Genomic DNA, 19,209 nt, shown 5'->3' with positions numbered 1-19,209 from the left:
ACCCATGAAAAGTAGATTTCTTATTTTACTCTTTTTTCTCATTTCCGCTCAGGTCTTTTCACAGGGGATAATCCGTGGAAGGGTGATCAATCCTGTCAATAATGACCCTGTTCCTTTTGCCTCCATTCTGATATTAGACACAGATTTTGGCACCATTTCGGATGAGGATGGCTTTTTTGAAATCAGCGATATTCCTTCCGGGCTCTACAATTTGAGGGCAAGTTTTGTGGGTTTCAAGACAGTAACAATTTATGAGATCCAAGTAAGTCAGGCGCGACCGGTACAATTGGATATCGAGCTGGAGGAGGAAACTGCTGAACTCAGCGAGGTGGTAGTTAGCAGTGAGTTTTCCCGTTCAGAAGAAACTCCACTTTCTATCCGAAGGCTCAATACCAATGAAATCGAACGCTATCCGGGAGGCAATAGGGACATTTCTCGAGTGATACAGGCTTTGCCTGGGGTAGCAAGTACTCCGAGCTTTCGGAATGATATTCTGATTCGTGGAGGTGCGCCAAACGAGAACAAATTTTTTGTGGATGAAATCGAAGTTCCGGTGATTAACCATTTCTCTACCCAGGGCTCTTCCGGAGGACCAGTAGGGATTTTGAATGTGAATCTGATCAAAAATGTGGACCTTATCACCGGAGGTTTCCCTGCAAATCGAATGGATGCCATGAGTTCATTTTTTGAGATTCAACTCAAGGAAGGACGCAGGGATAAAATGTTTACACAATTGACCTTGGGAGCTTCCGAACTCACACTTTCCAACGAAGGACCAATTGGTGAAAAAACCACCTATTTATTCTCCGCAAGAAGATCTTATCTGCAAGGTTTGTTCCGATTGCTGGGGCTTCCCTTCTTGCCCACTTTCAATGATTTTCAGTTTAAAAGCAAGACCAAGCTGAATGAAAAAACCGAATTAACGATTTTGGGCCTGGGTGCCATTGACAACTTTGTCTTGAATAAGGAAATTCCTGATGATGAAAGCGGGGAAGATCTGGAAAACCGGCTTTACCTCCTCGATGTCCTGCCAGTGCAATCACAGTGGAATTATGCCACGGGGGTAAAGTTGAAGCGTTTTCGGGACAATGGTTTTTGGACCTTTGTTTTGAGTAGGAATATGCTGGACAATTCCGCATATAAGTATGCAGGAAATCAGGAAAATGATGAGGATAAGCTACTCTACAATTACAAATCTCAAGAATCCGAAAATAAGTTTAGGGCCGAAAACAGCATTTTTGGATCAGGTTATACGCTCAAATATGGAGTCAATTACCAATATTCCAGATATTTCATTGACAATTTTGACCGGGCTACCCTGTCAGCGATTGGCCAAGTCATAGACATCTCTTCGACTTCCAATTTCAGTACCTATGGTGCATTTGTATCTGGGAGCAAAAATTATTCAGGAGATCGTCTGCTGTTGAGTGGTGGAGTCCGACTGGATGGCGGTGATTTTGCTGCTACTGCTTCCAATCCTTTTAGACAAATCAGTCCCCGAGTATCGGTCTCTTATCAATTAAGTCCAAATCTCTATGCCACTGCCAATGCCGGTGTTTATTACCAAAAGCCACCTTATACAGTGTTGGGTTTTCGGAATAATGAAGGGGCACTGGTCAATCGTGACAATGACGTACGCTACATCCGTAACTCACAGCTAATTGCAGGACTTGAACTGGTGGTTCCGGAAAAGAACAGGCGTTTTACAGCTGAGGCTTTTTACAAAAAATACAGCAATTACCCTTCCTCCTTAAGAAATGGGATCGCACTGGCAAATTTGGGAGCTGATTTCGGTGTAATTGGCAATGAGCCGGTGATTTCCAACGCAGAAGGCCGTGCCTATGGATTGGAGTTTTTGGCTCAGCAACGCTTGCTCAACAATTTCTACGGGATCGCAGCTCTTACTTTGGTCCGGAGTGAATTTACCAATCCGAATACGGATGGTTTTGTCCCATCTTCTTGGGACAATAAAATTATTGTCAGTTTGACAGCAGGAAAGCGTTTTGGAAAAAATTGGGAGATTGGTTCCAGATGGAGATTTTTGGGAGGAACACCTTATACTCCATTTGATCTTCAAGCATCTAGCTTGATTGCCAATTGGGATTTAAGGAATCAGGGAATTCTGAATTTCAACCAAATCAATGGAGTCCGCCTACAGGCCTTTCACCAATTGGATTTGAGGCTGGACAAGAAATACTATTTCAAAAACTGGAACCTTAACTGGTATGTGGATATTCAGAATGCCTATAATTTCCAAGCCAAACAAGCTCCGTTATTAGTTCCGGTTCGAGCTGCTGATGGAAGCATTTCGATTGACCCCAATGATCCCAGCCGATATCAATTGAAAGAATTGGAAAATACAGCTGGGACCCTTTTGCCTACCGTAGGTATCATTGTGGAATTTTAAGGAAAAAAAAGAGGCTGATCAAAATAAGTGAATCAGCCTCTTTTCATTTTTGTATCGGATTATTTCAGTCTCCAGCGCACATTCAGGCCAAATCCTCCTGCATTGAAATCCGTGTCTTCAACTAAGATAAAGTAGGGTCTCCAATCCAGGCCGATTACCAAAGGAACATCAGCAAAGGCGTATTCTGCACCGATTTCACCGGCAGCTCCCAACCTGAAAGGATCTCCCAAAAATAAGGATGGTCCAAAACCGATGTAGTAATTGAAATCAGAATTTTCAATAGGTCGGTAAATTGGGTTCCAGAGCAAATCTATTCCCATACCGGAATTTCCAAAGCTCAGGTCACCATGAACCCTGCTGAATTCGCCCAGAGAGAAAACAGCATCTAGGGCAACATCGTTACCGTTTACATTTCCAAATCGGATACCCACTTCCTGTGCATGAGATTCCATTGCTGCAAATAGGCCTAAGAAAAGAACCAGTGAGAAAATTTTTAAGAGTTTCATAAATAATTGGTTTTTAAAAAGGAGTTATAAATAGATACTAGTGCGAAAACTAAGCCAACATTGTCCTTTCCAAAGAAATTTCCATCCATTGAGCTTCAGTTTTTTCGGATTTTCATAATAATGGGATAGATCTCAAGAATTTACCCACTCATTGATTATTTCATCTCCAATTCTCAATACTTCTTTTACCAGTAAATCCATGTCCTCCATTCGGGTTCTCTGGTTGGTATTGGCAATGCGGAGAGTGAACTTGCCATTTAGAATGGTGGAGCTTGGAGAAGCAATACCTTCTTCTTGGATTCGAAGTAAAATTTCCCGGTTTAGCTCTCTCAATTCCTCTTCAGAAAATCCTTCTTTGATCATTCTGAAACAGGTAATGCTCATGGAGACTGGAGCAGTCAGTTCCAATTTAGGGTTTTTTTCAACCAATTTTCCCAAATATTCAGCCTGATTACTGTTTTGGGTGATCATTTGGGCATACTTTTCCCGACCATGTTCCTTGAGAGACATCCAGATTTTTAAAGCTTTGAACCCTCTGGACAATTCAAAACCATAATTATTCAGGGAATCGAGGCCTCCCGAAAGACCTCTTGATTCCTGAAGTAAATAGTTGGGAGTAATGGCAAAAGCCTCCCGGTGTTTTTTGGAATCTCTGATCAAGGTACATCCGACTTCATAAGGCACATAAAGCCATTTGTGTAAATCGAAGGCGATACTGTCTGCATCTTCTAGGGCTTTTAATCTCCCGGAATAATTGGGGTTCAGTTTGGCCAATGCACCATATGCCCCGTCCACATGGAACCAAAGCCCGTATTTTTTCGAAATGGCCAACAATTCATCCATAGGATCAATGGCTCCAGTATTGACCGTACCGGAAGTTCCAACCACAGCAAAGGGTAATAAGCCATTTTTCAAATCTTCCTGGATTTGGGATTCCAATTCATCTACCCGCATTTCAAAACGCTCATTTACTCCGATTTTTCTTACGGATTCTGTTCCCAGCCCGATGATTTCAGCCGCCTTTTGGATGCAGGAGTGGGTCTCCACAGAGCAATATAAAACCAACTGCGCAGAGGCAGCTTTTAGTCCCCTACTTCTTATTTTTTCATCTCCAAAGGAATTTCTTGCTACAGTAAGAGCCGTGATATTGGCCATGGAACCACCGCTGACCAAGATTCCTGATGCCTCAGTAGGGAAATTCATCAGTTGCTTGCACCAGTTGACTACTTGATGGTCCACATACATCGCAGAATGCTCTCCAATGGTACAGTTGGGATTCATGCCTGAAGCCAGTAAGTCCGCCAAAACTCCCAGGGGTGTTCCTGTACCCTGTATCCAAGCAAAAAATCGGGGATGAATATTTCCTTTGTTATAAGGGAAAATATAGTGTTTGAACTCCTCGTAGATTTTTTCTGGAGCCTCTCCTTTTTCAGGAAGGGGTTGGTCTAAATATTCCTTTACCTCATCCGGAATAGGTCTCCAGATTTTTTGCTCCCGGATTCCTTTCCAATAGTCAAATAGATCATCGATCATCTGATGCCCCAGGCTTCGCATGGCTTCCCAGTCTTGCGGATCAAGGGTCAAATCCTTTTTGGTTTCTTCAGTCATGTTGGTTGATCAGGCTTTCTTTTTTCCGAAATGATTGGAATTCTCCGGGGGGAGTTGCCTGAATTACTTTTTAAAGATAAAATAAACAGACAAGATCAGGAAAATTGCTCCGATGAGGTGGTTGAGTTTCAATGTCTCTGATTTGAAAGCAATCAATGTGAAAATCATGAAAATAAGCAGGGTAATCACCTCTTGTAATACTTTCAACTGAACCAGGGAAAAAGGACCTCCATTTCCTGAAAATCCTATTTTGTTTGCGGGGACTTGAAACATGTATTCAAAAAGGGCGATGCTCCAGCTGATCAGGATGACCGAGAACAGTCCCAGTTTGCTAAACCATTTCCATTCGGCAAATTTTAAATGCCCATACCAGGCAAGGGTCATAAAAGAGTTGGAAAGTACCAACAATAGAATGGTGAGTAGTCCTTTCATAAAACCGGATTAAATCCGGCAAAGGTCCAAAATTTTCAGCAAGAAAAACTTGGTTTAAACCCTCTTTTCAAAGCTTTTTGATAAGAAGTGGAGGAGCAGGTGGAAGTCCGGTGACTTTCAGGATATCTTCTTCATCCAGGGTTTCTTTTTCCAATAAGGCACTGGCCAAGGCATCTAGACGCTTCCTGTTCTTGGTCAGTAAGCGAACCGCTTCTTTATGGCACTCACTGATGATTTTTACTATTTCAGCATCAATTTTTTTAGCAGTTTCCTCACTGTAATAGATGTCCCCGTAACTGACTCCCAAGTATTCGTTGATGGGAGGAGAAAGCTGAATAAGCCCCAATTCCTCACTCATACCCCAGCGGGTGACCATTCCTCTGGCAATTTCCGAGGCTTGCTGAATATCGCCTTCGGCACCGGTCGTTTTGGTTCCAAAAACCACTTCCTCTGCCGAGCGCCCTCCGAGAATCCCTATGATCCTTGCCCGGAGATATTCTTCTTCGTAATTGTAACGGTCGCTTTCAGGGCGTTGGTAAGTAACGCCCAATGCCTGTCCTCGGGGTACAATGGTTACGCGATTTACCGGATCTGCTCCAGGAACCAATAGTCCCAGAATCGCATGTCCGCTTTCATGGTATGCGATCCGTTCTCGCTCTTCGGGACTCAAAATGATAGGTCTTTCGGGGCCCAGCACAATTTTTTCCAGTGCATTCATAAAGTCATCCAAGCAAACAAAATCCGCATTTTTATGGGCGGCCTGCATGGCGGCTTCATTGACCAGGTTTTTGAGGTCTGCACCAGTGAACCCAGGTGTGACAGCTGCAATTTCCTCGAAGTCAAAACCTTTTTCCAAAGGCACTTTTCGCGTATGGACCTTGAGTATGTCAATCCTCCCCTTTTTGTCTGGAGGGTTGACGATGACCAGTCGGTCAAATCGTCCCGCCCGTAACAAGGCTTTATCCAAGATATCCGGCTGGTTGGTGGCAGCCAAAACGATGATTCCTTCTTTGCTGGAAAAACCATCCATTTCGGTTAGGATTTGGTTGAGGGTTTGTTCCTGCTCACTGGAGCCGCTCATGATGTATTGACCCCTTGCTCTCCCAATGGAGTCCAACTCATCAATGAATATAATGGCGGGTGCGTTTTCCCTGGCTTGCTTGAAAAGATCCCGAACCCTAGCGGCACCAACGCCCACGATCATTTCCACAAACTCAGAAGCGCTCATTGAAAAGAAAGGGACTCCTGATTCTCCCGCTACGGCTCTGGCAAGGAGGGTTTTTCCTGTTCCCGGAGCTCCCACAAGAAGCACCCCTTTTGGGGCGGTTCCTCCAAGTCGGGTATATTTCTCGGGATTTTTCAAAAAATCCACAATTTCTACCAGCTCATTTTCGGCATCGTCAATTCCTGCTACATCATCGAAGGTGACTCTTTCGGTGGTATTTTCGTCAAAGCGTTTGGCTTTGCTTTGTCCCATCCCCATCATTCCTCCCAGACCTCCTTGGGATTGAGCCCGGCGAAACAACCAAACGTAAAATATTATAATCAGCAAGGCCGGCCCGAAGGAAGCCAAAAAGCCCCAAAAGGGACTGCTCTCCTCAACAATGGGATCCGCAAGGATTTCTACTTGGTGCTCTATCAAAAGGGCTTCCAGTCCTTCATCGGCAAAAGCAGGCACAAAAGTCTTAAAATGGCCAACTTGAGTGGTTTTACCACTTTCATCCTCATTTTGTGGGGGAGCAGTATAATTGACTTCCTCTGAAAATTTTCCAGAAATCAGTTCTCCCTTGGTATAAACCGCCTTTACATTTCCTTCAGCTACTTCCTGTTTAAACAGGGTGTAGGGAATAGTTACCGCAGGGCTGGTTTCAGGCAAAAAGAATTTCACCAAAAGGTAATTCAGGACCAAAATTGCCAGGAAGGCCAACCAGGTTTTTCCACCTGTAGGGATTTTTTTTGGAGCCCGGCCATCGCCCCCTTCCCCTATTGGATTATATGGACTGCTCTCTTCTTGGCCTTGGTTGTTGGAATTGCTCATGTAAGTAGAAAATTGATGTGAACTACCTGCCGAATCTTCCTAAAAATGAAAATTTGATTCCATTTAGCAGAATGGATTCAGCTTCGCCTCCTTTGGGAAGTTAACCATTTTATCTTTTAAAAAAGTAGGTTTTTCCAATTAAAATAGGAGGATTTCGTCAACAAAGTTCAAGGGATGAATGGGGCTTCTTTCCCACTTTTAAAGTAAATACTACCATCAGTAAAGATGCTAAGATTGCCATGGAAGAGCCAAAGTAAAATGGAGCACTGGAATCTACCTTATCATAGAGCAAGCCAGCAATCAGGTTGGCAGGTAATAGCGTTATGCCCAGTACTGAATGATAGATTCCGTAACCGGTACCTTTTACTTCGGGGCTTACTATATCGGAAACAAAGGCCTTTTGACTGCTTTCCGTAAGGGCACTGTAGAGACCATATAGGATAAAAAGCGGGATAAAAACACCAAGACTATTGAATCTACCGAAGGAGAAATAGGTGATGGCATAAACCAGAAATCCGGCGATGATCAGTTTTTCCCGACCGATTTTATCTGAAATCTTCCCAATCGGAATTGCCAGAAAGACGGAGACTAAATTGAAAATCATATATACAAATGGGATGTATGCCTGATCAATTCCTGTTTCGGTAGTTTTGACCAGAAGCAATGCATCTGCCGAATTTCCCAGGGTAAAGACAAATATGATCAGGAGAAAAAAATAATAACGCCTCGGCAATTGCCTGAAACGAAATTTTTCAGGCTTTGTGTGGGAGGGTTTGCGGGCTTCCCTGATGAAAAGAACAATGGACAACAATCCCAAAAGTGCCGGAATTGTCGCTACCAAAAAAATTTCCGAATAATCCAAGGGAAAGAAATAAAGGAGTACAAATGCAATTAAAGGACCTAAAATCGCTCCGCTGTTGTCCATGGCTTTGTGGAATCCGAAGTTTTTTCCAGCCTCATGATTTTTTACAGAAGCACTGATGAGACTGTCTCTTGGGGCCGTTCTCAGGCCTTTGCCGATACGTTCAAAAAACCTCAGTAATAAGATCTGAATTGGGGCCGTCGCCCGGGAATAGATCGGGGTGATCAGGGCCGTGAGTCCATAGCCTATGACCATGAAAGGCTTGTTTTTGCCAATCTTGTCGCTCCAGTAACCAGAAAATGCTTTTAGAAGTGATGCGGTACTTTCAGCTACTCCCTCGATCAGGGAAATCGAGGTTTTGGACGCTCCGAGTGAAAGGAGAAAAAGCGGCATCACACTGTATACCATTTTGGTGGAAGTGTCCGTGAAAAAGCTTATCAGTCCTGTAAAAAAGACATTTTTGTCCAGGCCGAATAATTGGGCTTTTTTCATTGCCTTCAGGTTGTATTTTTCAAAAGAGCCGTAACCTATTGATTAGTATCAGGAGAAAGCCAGACCACCTTTTGCTCCGATTGGTGTTCCTGACCCAAAATGTTCCTATATAAATCCGGTCTTCTTGCTTGAATGTACCGATATCCTCCTGCAAGTTTGAGCTTTTCCGGAAAAAGAGTGCTGCTGACGTAGTCATCACCCAAGGTTCGGCATTCAGCCAAGATGTCTCCGTATGGATCTAGGATCATGGAACAGCCGTTTTTCAGTTGATCATCGTCCATGCCAATTGGGTTTGAAAAAACTACATAAACAGCATTGTCATAGGCTCTCGAAGGAAGCCATTTCATCAACCAATCTCTTCCTTTCATTCCGTCAAATTCCAAACGAAGAGAAGTTGGATCCATTTCACGGTTTTCCCAGAGTTTGGAATCCACAAAGCCTGCCCCCGGTCTCGTCGATGGAGTACACATAGTTACATGAGGCATAAAAATGATTTGTGCACCCAGCAAGCGGGTTGCCCTGACATTCTCAATGATGTTGTTGTCATAGCAAATCAGTATACCGCATTTCCAGCCATGGAGGTCAAAGATGCAATACTCCTTTCCCGGAGTAAGATGGGGATTGATAAAGGGATGCAGCTTTCTGTATTTCGCCACCAAACCTCCTTTGTCCACGCAGACATAGGCTTTGTAGAGTTTGTCTTCTTTATCTTTTTCAAACAGGCCTGCCATCACGGTTATATTATACTTTTCCGCAATTTCCTGAAGCCTTTGTATGCTTTCCCCCTCGGGAATAAATTCCGCCAAATCCAACAACTGTTCTCTAGAAAGATGCCTGGCAAATGTATAGCCGGTGATGGAACATTCATGAAAGGCAATGACTTGAGAACCTTCTAATGCTGCATCTCTGGACAGTTTTTCAATGACAGAAAGATTATATGCCTTGTCTCCGCTTTTGTTCTCAAACTGTGCGGTTGATACCTTGATTTTTTCCATTGTGTAAGGGTGATATTCATTTATGCGAGGAAATCCAAAACTGTTTGGAAAAAGGAATGCTAGTTTGTTCCAAAAGCCAGAAAACCCGAAGTCGTTCTAAGGTATTGAGATGATGTGAAGACTACAAGCCAGAAAAGAGAAGAAAAAGTATTCAATTCCAAATTTCCGGCTTTATCGGCATTGAAGAAATTCAGTTTGGTTTGTCCAAGCGCTCCTGATAAAGCCTGTAATTTTCATCATTGTAGCAGACGAAAAGCACTTTTTCGATCTCAGGGAACTTGGCATCTCGAACAGTCTGAATGGCTATGTCTGCAGCCTCAGCCAAAGGATAGCCAAAAATCCCGGTGCTGATATTGGGGAAGGCAATGGTTTTTACCTGATGTTCACTGGCGATTTTGAGGGAATTTAGATAGCAAAGTCTCAGTTTTTCGGCCTCCTGTGCATGACCTCCTTGCCAAACGGGACCCACGGTGTGGATGACATATCGGGCCTTCAGCTTACCTCCGCCCGTGATGACAGCTTCTCCTGCTTCACATCCTCCCTGTCGGTCTCTGATAGCCTGGCATTCCTTGAGTATTTCTGGTCCCCCGGCCCGGTGGATGGCACCGTCAACACCCCCTCCTCCCAATAAGGAGGAATTGGCAGCATTGACTATGGCATCTACTTCTAGCTGGGTAATATCTCCTTTCAGCAATTCGATTTTCATTTATCGGTATTTTGATTTTTCTCTCCTCTTTTCAAATAGCTTATTCTGCGTTCACTTGCTGTACTCCTAGAGGAACAGGATTCTTAATGGGTGGCAAAGATTGGAGGTATTTAAAAATCGCAGAAAGCTCCAAGTCACTCATTCGAGTGAAAGGACCCCAAGGCATGGGGCTTCCAGTAATTAACTTTCCTTGTCGGAAGCGGTTGATAAAGGTTTCCTCGGTCCACCCTTCAAGCCTTCCGGTTTCAGGATCAGGAGTCAGGTTTGGGGTAAGGAAATACTGGTTGAAGTCAATTTTTCCTTCGTCGGTGATGTATTCAAAGGGAGCACCCCCAGACAGGTCCGGAGCAGTGTAGGCTCCAGTAGCCATATTCCGTTGTGTATGACAGCCTTTACAGTTTGCCACAGTATTGACCAAGTATTTTCCGTATTCAACTGTCGGTTCAGCAGCAGGAGTAGGTGGGACATCCCCGTCACCCTGAGGCTGGATGGCCAGGGCAAAAACCAATTTTCCAAGCAGATTAAACTCATGGTTTGGCCTTTCGTTTTTGATAGGGCTTTGGCTTCTCAGAAATGAAATGATAGCGGTAATATCGTATTCGCTCATATCATAGAAGGGCATGAAATCCATCAAAGCCTGGCCATTTTTTTTGACCCCATACCGAAGAACTCGGGCCAGTTCCCCATCGGTATAGTTTCCGATACCTGTTTCTGGATCTGGGGTGATATTTGGGGAATAGACGGTACCAATGGGGAGTTCAAAATTGAATCCGCCACTAAGAGGAGTGATTTCACCTTGATCAACTAATGCGATGTTCTCCATGGGGGAATGGCAATGTGCACAGTGAGAAGGGCCATAAACCAGGTATTTGCCACGGGCAATTAAGGCGGAATCGGTGCTGGCCCTAATATCCGGATAGGGAGCCTCGAAAGTACGGTCATAACGGGTTTGAGCTAGAATAATCAATCCCAAGCCAAGGACAAGTACGAACAGTACAAGCCCTGTTAAAATTTTCCTGATCATGCGTATATAGTTTTGGGAGTGAAAAGATCAGTCTAAACAATAGTTGGGAAACTTTAATGTACTGATTTTTAGCTAAATACTAATGTTAAAATTAGAAAATTTAGAATGCAGCTACCTAGTCTAGTTATCCCAAAAACTGGGTCTTATTCGTTAAGCCCTTTTCCTTCAAAAATCTGGGGAATACACTTTTCTATTCTTGATGCTCTTGTTTTGGATTGTTTAGCAGCAGAAAAATAAAGGGTATAGGCCCTTTGTCTCCCTGGAGTCAAAGCCTCAAAAGCTCTTTTCAACACCGGGTTTTCTTCGAACTTCTGAAGAAGTTCATCTGGAAAAACAAGTGCCTTTTTCTCCTTAAAATCCACTTTCAATCCTGCTTTTTCTAGCTCTTTGGCTTCTTGGATATAAGCCTTTAGGATTGATTCCATCTCTTGGATCTCACCGAGTTGGGTAAATCTGAACTGCCGAGTAGCTTGGGAATTTTCTCCTGGCTGGTGGAGGAGTTTCTTTTCGTCTTTAAGCAAAGAGCCCTTAAAAAAACTCAGGGCACAGTACTCTTTAAAGGCCGCCAGTAGAAGTAAGTTTTTTCCCTGAAAAGTGTAGCAGGGAACACTCCACTTCAGTTCCTCATTGAGTCCAGTTTCAAGAATAATACTTCTCAGCTCCTGTAATTCATCCTCCCAAGTGTGAACTTTACACTGGGGTGTACCCCCTAGTTTGCACCGGCCACAGCCTTCAATGAAATACAGATCGACTTTTGGGTTCATGGACTGAAAGATAATGTGGAAACTCGGGCCCTTAAATTACTAGCAATGGGGATTATAATTCTTTGAACATGATATACGTGTCTACCAGCCCAAATTTGGAATGCCTGAATCCTTTGGGTGTAGTACCAATGATTTGAAACCCGAATTTTGTCCATAAGTCTACTGCTCTGGTATTGGTACTGACTACTATATTGAACTGGATCCCAAAGTATCCACTTTCTTTGGCAAACTGGATGGAATGCTCACAAAGGGCAGTTCCAATTCCTTTTCCCTGGGCTTTTGACCTTACCATATAACTGCAATTGGCTATATGATTTCCCAGTCCAAGTTGGTTAGGCTTCAGAATATAGGTTCCTAGAATTTGTCCATTCTCCTCCGCCACAAAAGTGTCCATATAATCGGCAAACCAATGTTTTTGCAGTTCGGATTTGGGAGTGTTGGGGTCGAAAACATACGTGTCCCCTTTTTGGATCACCTCAGAAAAAATCTCCCAAATGGAGTCGTAGTCTGAAGGAGAGGCTTTTCTAATGTTCATATGGGGCCCATTTATTAGAAGGGTAATTACCGAAGGCGCGTATTTATTTGTTATTTGGTCTTGAGCTTAAATCCTAAGTTAAAAATCGATTTTCCAAATAGAAATATCTACTCTGAATGATTGGAATTTCTAGAAAGTTTCTTTCCCCGTATGATTTTAATTAAGAATCGCCCGGACCGGAGAGCCGGTTCCCCCTCGGATTTTTAAGGGCAAAGCAATAAAACGGAAACGTCCTATTCCAGTGAGAGGGTCCAAATTGATCAAGTTTTCGTAATGGGTAAAGCCCATTTCCCCACAGATCAAATGGACTTCTTTGTTTGAGATTTTTGGAATCCCCGGAGACATGGTCTCCACTCCAAATGCAGCTATTTTCTTTGCTCTCAACCAGCGTGCCGCTGCAGTGGAAATTCCCGGTCCATTTCCCCAGTTTTCTGTTCCAAAATGCCTGCTAAAATGATCAGTCCGAATCAAAACAGTGTCCCCTTGGTGAATTTCGACTTTGGCCTGCTGGCAAACCTGTTCCATTTCCTCGGGCTCTATCAAATCTTTAAGTTTTTTGTGTGAAAAATCCAGACAAAATCCCTTCTGTATAAAACATGGACAGCGGCATGCTGTCTAATTGCCCGGCAAATTGTCTTCCCAAATGGTTGAGCGCATCTACGTGGGTGCCGGTATGCTCCCCCATTTCCAAGTGGTAAACACTGGGAGTTTTGGTTTGGAGATTTGTAGAGTTGTTTTTCACCAATTCGGATCAATCAAACAGACATCGGTTTTTAAGGATTTAAAATTTTAACCGACACTGACTCCAAAAAAGTATCCAACCAAGGCTGTCAGCCCCATAGCCGCTGTACCCCAAAATGTAATCCTAATTATTGCCTTTGATATGCTAGATCCACCGGTTTTGGCAGCAATAGCTCCCAGCACAATCAAGAAGAATATAGCGGATCCATAAAGGGAATATTCCATCCCTTTTAAAGGAAGCAAGAGCGTAACCAAAAATGGAAGAATCCCCCCGGCGGTGAAGGAGGCTCCCGAAGCCAAAGCTGCCTCAATCGGTTTGGCCTGACTGATTTCATTGATCCCCAACTCATCCCGCACGTGTGCCGCTAAAGCATCTTTCTCCGTCAACTCTTTTGCTACCAGTAAGGCTGTTTCCTTTTTCAGTCCTCTTTGTTCATAAATTTCAGTTAACCGCTGTAGCTCTAATTCTGGCATATCGATTAACTCCTGTTTTTCTCTTTCGATATCCGCACTTTCCACATCGGTTTGAGAGCTTACGGATACATATTCCCCTGCAGCCATGGACAAAGCCCCAGCAACCAAACCTGCTAGTGTAGCCAACAATATGGGGTCCCGTGCATCGCTTGCTGCTGCAACACCGATTGCGATACTGGCTGTGGATAAGATTCCATCATTGGCGCCAAGCACAGATGCTCTCAGCCAATTGCTTCGTGTTATAAAATGAGGACTTAAATAATCCTCCAAATGGCTTTTGTCCTTTTTCATTTTTCAGTGGGTTAATGTTTGGAGTCTGAGATGCTCCAATAGGGAATTAAACGATCAAATATGAATCTGTCAACCACTACGGCAATCCCTACTCCCAAGGCATATACAAGAATATCCATCGGGTCAAATGTTGCTCCTAGTGCATATATTCCAAAAAACTGTAAAATTTCCAATCCTGTGGTCAATCCGAAAATCAGAGCAGCTTTCACATACCATTTTTCCAGTATTGTAATATGAATTTGACTGATACAAAGTAGAAAATAGATTCCAAATGGCATGATCAGATCTGAGCCATAGCTTAGGTAAAGGGTGCTTAGATTGCCATTCAGCTTTCTTCCCAAACCAAAAATATGGAGTAAAGCAATCAGGGAAATAATGGTAATCCCGACTATTTTTCGGTTTCTAAAGGAAAGCCTGATGTCATTTTCATTCATTGGACTTTGTGGCTAGCCGGACAGGATATTTTCTTCCACTAACCATTATCCAAGATACGTTTTGCAATCTTCAAATTCAGGTTTTTCAGCTAGCCAATCTGTTATTTTCATTCCTTCTCCCAAATCGAACGATATTTTTTGGAGCCCTTTGCCAATTCGTCTACCAACTTGTCCAAATACCGAACTTGTTTGGTTAATGGAGTTTGAATTTCTTCTATCCTATACCCGCAAATCACTCCGGTAATTTGTTGGGCGCTGGGGTTCAATTTTGCTCTCTCAAAGAAGGTTTCAAAAGTTACCTTTTCCTCTATCAGTTTCTGGATTTCTTTTGTATCAAAACCCGCTAGCCATTCTATTACCCGATCCAGTTCTTCTTTTGTTCTCCCTTTTTTCTCCGCCTTAGCCAGATAATGAGGGTAGACCGATGCGAAAGTCATTTTAGCTATACGTGCATCATGCTCAGCTGAGGTTGCCATAGTTCAGGGGTTTTCATTTGGTTTATTTAGGAATCCCTTCAAAATCTTATCCTTCTTCAATGCTGTGTGGATTTTTAAATCTTAAGCTTCTTAAATTAGAAAAAGCCCCTTCCCATCTCTTTTCAAAATATCAACTGATACATTTCCTCCAATTTGCTGACTGGAATGATTTGGATTTTGAATTTTTTGAAATCAAGTCCCTTGACGGCATATTTTGAAACCACGATTTTCTGAAATCCCAGTTTTTCTGCCTCGGCAATCCGGTTTTCTATCCGTGAAACCGCCCGGATTTCTCCTCCCAACCCGACTTCTCCTGCAAAGCAAATATGTTCCGAAACAGGGCTGTCCTCATAGCTGGAGATCAAACTGGCACAAACAGCTAAGTCCAAGGCCGGGTCATCTACCCGGAGGCCACCAGCAACATTCAAAAAAACATCCTGATTGCCTACCCGCATGCCTCCTCGTTTTTCCAATACGGCCAGAAGCATGTTTAAACGCTTGGCATCGTGTCCTGTACTGCTTCTTTGGGGTGTTCCGTAAGTTGCTGGACTTACTAAGGATTGGATTTCGATCAGCAAGGGCCGGTTTCCTTCCATCATAGCCCCTATGGCTACCCCATTGAGCACTTCTTCACGCTGGGTAAGCAGGATTTCAGATGGGTTGGCTACAGAACGGAGTCCTTCGGCTCTCATTTCATAGATTCCCAGTTCATGGGTAGAGCCAAAGCGGTTTTTGGAAGTTCTTAAAATCCTGTAAGTAAGATGTCGGTCTCCCTCGAATTGAAGTACGGTATCCACCATGTGCTCCAAAACTTTGGGGCCGGCAATGGATCCGTCCTTGGTAATATGTCCTATTAGAAAAACCGGAGTGCCCGTTTCCTTGGCAAACTTCATGAGTTCGGCAGTGCATTCCCGAACTTGGGAAACTGAGCCAGCGGCGGATTCTACATATTGGCTGTTGAGTGTTTGGATCGAGTCAATGATCAGGAAATCCGGCTTGAGGATTTCGATTTGCTGAAAAATCTGTTGGGTGTTGGTTTCGGAGAGTACATAGCAATCCGGATTTTGGGCTTCCATTCGATCTGCCCGCATTTTGATTTGGGCTTCACTTTCCTCTCCAGAAACATACAAAATGGTCCTTCCTTTTAAGGTCAGGGCGATTTGAAGCATGAGGGTGGATTTGCCGATTCCAGGCTCGCCCCCAATCAAAACCAGGGAGCCCGGAACGATGCCCCCGCCCAGCACTCGGTCCAGTTCAGGATCTCCGGTGATCCATCGGGCCTGTTCCTCATACTTGACTTCAGCTATTTTTTTGGGACTGCTGGCTTTTTTGCTTGAAGAGCCCTGAGGCTTCCAACTCCCTTTTCCACTTTCTTCCTTTTGGATGATTTCTTCTACATAGGTGTTCCATTCCCCACAGGCGGGGCATTTTCCAAGCCATTTTGGGCTTTGGGCTCCACAGTTTTGACAGAAGAAAGAGGTTTTGATTTTAGCCATAGGAATTCCTGAATTGTGAGAGTTAACACTTGATTATTAATGTGCCTCCAACCAGTCATTTCCTGCCCCAACTTCTACCTCTAATGGCACTGCCAGAGGAATGGCGTTGGCCATGAGTTTGGGAATGTGTTTTTTCAGAAGATCCACCTCATCCTTATGTGCATCGAACACCAATTCATCGTGTACCTGCAGGATCATTTTTGACTTGAGCTTTTCATTTTTCATCCATTCGTATACATGGATCATGGCCACTTTGATCAGGTCGGCAGCAGAACCTTGAATAGGGGCATTGATGGCGTTTCGTTCTGCAAATCCCCGCATGGTCTGGTTACGGCTGTTGATATCCCGGAGGTAGCGTCTTCGTCCAAGAATGGTTTCTACATATTCATTTTTTCGGGCCTTTTCAATGGCGCCGTCCATGTATTCTTTGACAGCCGGAAACTCTTTGAAATAAGCATCGATGATTTCCTTGGCTTCGGTTCTGGGAATGGACAGTCGCTGAGAAAGGCCAAATGCTGAAATGCCGTAGATGATCCCAAAATTGGCCGTTTTGGCTTTCCGACGCATGTCGGATGTGACTTCTTCCAAGGGTACCTGAAAAATTTTTGCTGCGGTAGTGGCATGGATATCCCTGCCTTTTTTAAAGGCTTCTATCATGGATTCATCTCCCGAGAATGCAGCCATGATTCGGAGTTCGATTTGGGAATAATCCGCAGAAAGCAGGACATGGTGCTTGTCCCTTGGCACAAAGGCCTTTCGGATTTCTTTCCCACGGTCGGTACGGATGGGGATATTTTGTAGGTTAGGATTGACAGAAGAGAGCCTTCCCGTAGCCGCTACAAACTGGTTGTAAGTAGTGTGAATGTGGCCGGTTTTGGGATTGATCATGGTGGGTAGTGCATCCACATAGGTGGATTTCAGTTTGACCATTTGTCTGTAGTCCAAGATGGCTTGGGCGATCTCATGTTCGTTGGCCAATTTGCTGAGAATTTCCTCTCCGGTGGCGTATTGTCCGGTTTTGGTCTTTTTGGCCTTGGGGTCCAATTTGAGCTTTTCGAAGAGCACATCCCCAAGTTGCTTCGGAGAAGCTAGGTTGAATCGTACTCCAGCGAGCTCATATACTCGTTTTTCTATTTCCTGGCTTTCCTTTTCCAGTAAACCGGAAAGCTCGCCTAGACTTTCTGTATCAATTTTTACCCCTTCGAACTCCATGTCGCATAGGACCCGGATCAGGGGGTTTTCTACTTCATTGAAGAGTTTTTCCAACTCGTTTTTCTCTAGAATTGGATCAAATTTTTCCTTCAGCCTCAGGGTGATATCAGCATCTTCAGATGCATAGGCGGTCACTTCGTCCTCATCCACATCCCGCATGTTTCCCTGATTTTTTCCTTTTTTTCCGATCAGAGATTCGATAGAGACCGGTTTGTAATTCAAATATTGCTGGGCCAGCCAATCCATGTTGTGCTTTCCTTCCGGTTCGATCAGGTAATGGGCCAGCATGGTATCGTAGAGTTTGCCTTTGACTTCAATCCCGTAATTTTTCAGGACGAGCATGTCATATTTCACATTCTGCCCGATTTTCAGGATTTTCTCGTTTTCGAAGACCGGGCGAAGGAGCTCAAGAATTTTTTGAGTTTCCTTTTGATCTTCCGGCACAGGGATGTAGTAGGCTTCCCCACTGATGTAGGCAAAAGACAAACCTACGAGTTCGGCTTGCATGGCATCCAGGGACGTGGTCTCCGTATCGAAGCAGATGGCTTTTTGCAGGAGTAGGAATTCCACGAGTTCGCTCACTGCATCCTTTCCTTTCACCTTGTGATATTGGTGGAGGTTGCCGGAGATGGTTTCGAGCATTACTGGCTCTGGATTGACGGTTTCCTCTTCAAATTCTATCTTTTCATGAGCCACTTTGCTTGGAGGAGCAGGAGCACCGAAAAGATCCATTTGCTCTGGTTTGCTGATCGCTGCTTTTTTCCCGGGTTCTTTGAAAATCCTTTTGGAAAGGGTACGGAATTCAAGTTCAGTAAATAGAGCTCTCAATTTTTCCTCGTCAAAACCTTCATACCTCAAGTCTTCCTCTACAAAGTCCACAGGCACATCGATTTTGATGGTGGCCAGTTCTTTGGAAAGCAAACCCTGCTCGGCGAAGTTTTCGACGTTTTCTTTCTGCTTGCCTTTGAGTTTATCTGTGTTTTTTAGCAGGTTTTCTATGCTGCCGAATTCCTTGAGAAGTTTTACCGCGGTTTTTTCACCTATTCCAGGAATTCCCGGAATGTTGTCCACAGCATCGCCCATTAGCCCAAGGATATCCCGGACTTGGTCCACATGCTCTATGCCCCATTTTTTGCACACTTCCTTAGGGCCCATAACATCCACCCCATTTCCCATGAAGGCAGGTTTGTACAAGAAAATATGATCATCCACAATCTGTCCGTAGTCCTTGTCCGGGGTCATCATGTAGACAGTATAGTGTTCCTTTTCAGCTTTTTTGGCAATGGTTCCTATAATATCATCTGCTTCGAATCCGTCCATTTCCAGCACAGGAATACGGAATGCCTTTACAATTTCTTTCACCCAGGGAGTACCCACCGTGATATCTTCCGGTTGATCTTGTCTGTTGGCTTTGTATGGCTCGTATTGCTCATGACGGAAGGTTGGCGCTTTGGTGTCGAATGCCACGGCAATATGACTTGGTTTTTCCTTTTCGAGTATTTCCAACAAAGTGTTGGTAAAGCCCAGCATTACCCCGGTATTGAGTCCTTTGGAGTTGATGCGGGGATTTTTACTGAATGCGAAATGGGCTCTGTAGATGAGAGCCATTGCGTCGAGCAGGAATAATTTATGCGGTTGTGTTTGAGCCATTGTTTGATTTTTCGATGAAAAAGCAGACTAAATATCGGTCTAAGGTACAAAATTACCCTTGGAAGG

The 19,209-nt window shown here is 44.0% G+C and carries 18 protein-coding genes; 1 reads left to right on the top strand and 17 read right to left on the bottom strand.

All coding sequences use genetic code 11. The features are described from left to right. The first annotated feature begins 4 nt into the window (after positions 1-4). On the top strand, positions 5-2,407 hold the full coding sequence (locus P2G54_RS00720; RefSeq protein ID WP_275867200.1) for a TonB-dependent receptor: 2,403 nt from the start codon (positions 5-7) through the stop codon (positions 2,405-2,407). A 59-nt stretch (positions 2,408-2,466) separates the two neighbouring features. On the opposite strand, the gene P2G54_RS00715 is transcribed toward P2G54_RS00720, so the two are convergent. From P2G54_RS00715 to polA, 17 genes are all read right to left on the bottom strand, one after another. Then, positions 2,467-2,913, bottom strand: coding sequence for an outer membrane insertion C- signal (locus P2G54_RS00715; protein ID WP_275867199.1), 447 nt, complete (start codon positions 2,911-2,913; stop codon positions 2,467-2,469). 132 nt (positions 2,914-3,045) lie between these two features. Beyond that, entirely contained in the window at positions 3,046-4,521 is a 1,476-nt protein-coding gene (locus P2G54_RS00710; RefSeq protein ID WP_275867197.1) for an aminotransferase class V-fold PLP-dependent enzyme, read from the bottom strand. A 63-nt stretch (positions 4,522-4,584) separates the two neighbouring features. After that, complete coding sequence (locus tag P2G54_RS00705; RefSeq protein ID WP_275867195.1) at positions 4,585-4,953, bottom strand: DMT family protein; 369 nt, start codon at positions 4,951-4,953, stop codon at positions 4,585-4,587. A 67-nt stretch (positions 4,954-5,020) separates the two neighbouring features. Beyond that, a complete protein-coding gene (gene ftsH / locus P2G54_RS00700) occupies positions 5,021-6,991 on the bottom strand; it encodes an ATP-dependent zinc metalloprotease FtsH (RefSeq protein WP_275867193.1) in 1,971 nt (656 codons plus the stop codon). Positions 6,992-7,148: 157 nt separating this feature from the next. Continuing rightward, entirely contained in the window at positions 7,149-8,345 is a 1,197-nt protein-coding gene (locus P2G54_RS00695; RefSeq protein ID WP_275867190.1) for an MFS transporter, read from the bottom strand. A gap of 35 nt (positions 8,346-8,380) precedes the next feature. Continuing rightward, positions 8,381-9,340, bottom strand: coding sequence for a nitrilase family protein (locus P2G54_RS00690; RefSeq protein WP_275867188.1), 960 nt, complete (start codon positions 9,338-9,340; stop codon positions 8,381-8,383). A gap of 190 nt (positions 9,341-9,530) precedes the next feature. Then, positions 9,531-10,046 (bottom strand): O-acetyl-ADP-ribose deacetylase, encoded by a 516-nt coding sequence (locus P2G54_RS00685; protein ID WP_275867186.1) that lies wholly within the window; start codon positions 10,044-10,046, stop codon positions 9,531-9,533. A 40-nt stretch (positions 10,047-10,086) separates the two neighbouring features. Further along, on the bottom strand, positions 10,087-11,070 hold the full coding sequence (locus P2G54_RS00680; RefSeq protein ID WP_275867184.1) for a c-type cytochrome: 984 nt from the start codon (positions 11,068-11,070) through the stop codon (positions 10,087-10,089). A 143-nt stretch (positions 11,071-11,213) separates the two neighbouring features. Further along, positions 11,214-11,834: a YdeI/OmpD-associated family protein gene (locus tag P2G54_RS00675; protein WP_275867182.1), complete on the bottom strand. Its 621-nt coding sequence runs from the start codon at positions 11,832-11,834 to the stop codon at positions 11,214-11,216. 52 nt (positions 11,835-11,886) lie between these two features. Beyond that, positions 11,887-12,369 carry a GNAT family N-acetyltransferase gene (locus P2G54_RS00670; RefSeq protein ID WP_275867180.1) on the bottom strand — a complete coding sequence of 161 codons (483 nt, stop codon included), beginning with the start codon at positions 12,367-12,369 and terminating at the stop codon, positions 11,887-11,889. 156 nt (positions 12,370-12,525) lie between these two features. Next, on the bottom strand, positions 12,526-12,912 hold the full coding sequence (locus P2G54_RS00665) for a cyclase family protein (RefSeq protein WP_275867178.1): 387 nt from the start codon (positions 12,910-12,912) through the stop codon (positions 12,526-12,528). A 4-nt stretch (positions 12,913-12,916) separates the two neighbouring features. Continuing rightward, positions 12,917-13,111, bottom strand: a complete 195-nt coding sequence (locus P2G54_RS00660; protein ID WP_275867177.1) for a cyclase family protein — start codon at positions 13,109-13,111, stop codon at positions 12,917-12,919. 47 nt (positions 13,112-13,158) lie between these two features. Continuing rightward, the gene (locus P2G54_RS00655) at positions 13,159-13,875 is read right to left on the bottom strand and encodes a VIT family protein (protein ID WP_275867175.1); all 717 of its coding nucleotides are present in this window, start codon (positions 13,873-13,875) and stop codon (positions 13,159-13,161) included. A gap of 11 nt (positions 13,876-13,886) precedes the next feature. After that, positions 13,887-14,309 carry a hypothetical protein gene (locus tag P2G54_RS00650; RefSeq protein WP_275867173.1) on the bottom strand — a complete coding sequence of 141 codons (423 nt, stop codon included), beginning with the start codon at positions 14,307-14,309 and terminating at the stop codon, positions 13,887-13,889. 107 nt (positions 14,310-14,416) lie between these two features. Beyond that, the gene (locus tag P2G54_RS00645) at positions 14,417-14,785 is read right to left on the bottom strand and encodes a DUF2200 domain-containing protein (protein WP_275867172.1); all 369 of its coding nucleotides are present in this window, start codon (positions 14,783-14,785) and stop codon (positions 14,417-14,419) included. A gap of 122 nt (positions 14,786-14,907) precedes the next feature. Next, on the bottom strand, positions 14,908-16,281 hold the full coding sequence (radA, locus tag P2G54_RS00640) for a DNA repair protein RadA (RefSeq protein WP_275867170.1): 1,374 nt from the start codon (positions 16,279-16,281) through the stop codon (positions 14,908-14,910). Positions 16,282-16,317: 36 nt separating this feature from the next. After that, entirely contained in the window at positions 16,318-19,143 is a 2,826-nt protein-coding gene (gene polA, locus P2G54_RS00635) for a DNA polymerase I (protein ID WP_275867169.1), read from the bottom strand. Between the last annotated feature and the right edge of the window lie 66 nt (positions 19,144-19,209).

The organism is Algoriphagus sp. CAU 1675 (assembly GCF_029222925.1).
Taxonomy (GTDB): Bacteria; Bacteroidota; Bacteroidia; order Cytophagales; family Cyclobacteriaceae; genus Algoriphagus.
The sequence above is the reverse complement of the archived record's forward strand: the minus strand, read 5'-3'. Positions and strand labels throughout refer to the sequence as shown.

Excerpts from the sequence above, each read along its gene's own strand:
- P2G54_RS00720 (WP_275867200.1), top strand. The coding sequence starts at position 5 with ATGAAAAGTAGATTTCTTATTTTACTCTTTTTTCTCATTTCCGCTCAG.
- P2G54_RS00715 (WP_275867199.1), bottom strand. The coding sequence starts at position 2,913 with ATGAAACTCTTAAAAATTTTCTCACTGGTTCTTTTCTTAGGCCTATTT.
- P2G54_RS00710 (WP_275867197.1), bottom strand. The coding sequence starts at position 4,521 with ATGACTGAAGAAACCAAAAAGGATTTGACCCTTGATCCGCAAGACTGG.
- P2G54_RS00705 (WP_275867195.1), bottom strand. The coding sequence starts at position 4,953 with ATGAAAGGACTACTCACCATTCTATTGTTGGTACTTTCCAACTCTTTT.
- ftsH (WP_275867193.1), bottom strand. The coding sequence starts at position 6,991 with ATGAGCAATTCCAACAACCAAGGCCAAGAAGAGAGCAGTCCATATAAT.
- P2G54_RS00695 (WP_275867190.1), bottom strand. The coding sequence starts at position 8,345 with ATGAAAAAAGCCCAATTATTCGGCCTGGACAAAAATGTCTTTTTTACA.
- P2G54_RS00690 (WP_275867188.1), bottom strand. The coding sequence starts at position 9,340 with ATGGAAAAAATCAAGGTATCAACCGCACAGTTTGAGAACAAAAGCGGA.
- P2G54_RS00685 (WP_275867186.1), bottom strand. The coding sequence starts at position 10,046 with ATGAAAATCGAATTGCTGAAAGGAGATATTACCCAGCTAGAAGTAGAT.
- P2G54_RS00680 (WP_275867184.1), bottom strand. The coding sequence starts at position 11,070 with ATGATCAGGAAAATTTTAACAGGGCTTGTACTGTTCGTACTTGTCCTT.
- P2G54_RS00675 (WP_275867182.1), bottom strand. The coding sequence starts at position 11,834 with ATGAACCCAAAAGTCGATCTGTATTTCATTGAAGGCTGTGGCCGGTGC.
- P2G54_RS00670 (WP_275867180.1), bottom strand. The coding sequence starts at position 12,369 with ATGAACATTAGAAAAGCCTCTCCTTCAGACTACGACTCCATTTGGGAG.
- P2G54_RS00655 (WP_275867175.1), bottom strand. The coding sequence starts at position 13,875 with ATGAAAAAGGACAAAAGCCATTTGGAGGATTATTTAAGTCCTCATTTT.
- P2G54_RS00650 (WP_275867173.1), bottom strand. The coding sequence starts at position 14,309 with ATGAATGAAAATGACATCAGGCTTTCCTTTAGAAACCGAAAAATAGTC.
- P2G54_RS00645 (WP_275867172.1), bottom strand. The coding sequence starts at position 14,785 with ATGGCAACCTCAGCTGAGCATGATGCACGTATAGCTAAAATGACTTTC.
- radA (WP_275867170.1), bottom strand. The coding sequence starts at position 16,281 with ATGGCTAAAATCAAAACCTCTTTCTTCTGTCAAAACTGTGGAGCCCAA.
- polA (WP_275867169.1), bottom strand. The coding sequence starts at position 19,143 with ATGGCTCAAACACAACCGCATAAATTATTCCTGCTCGACGCAATGGCT.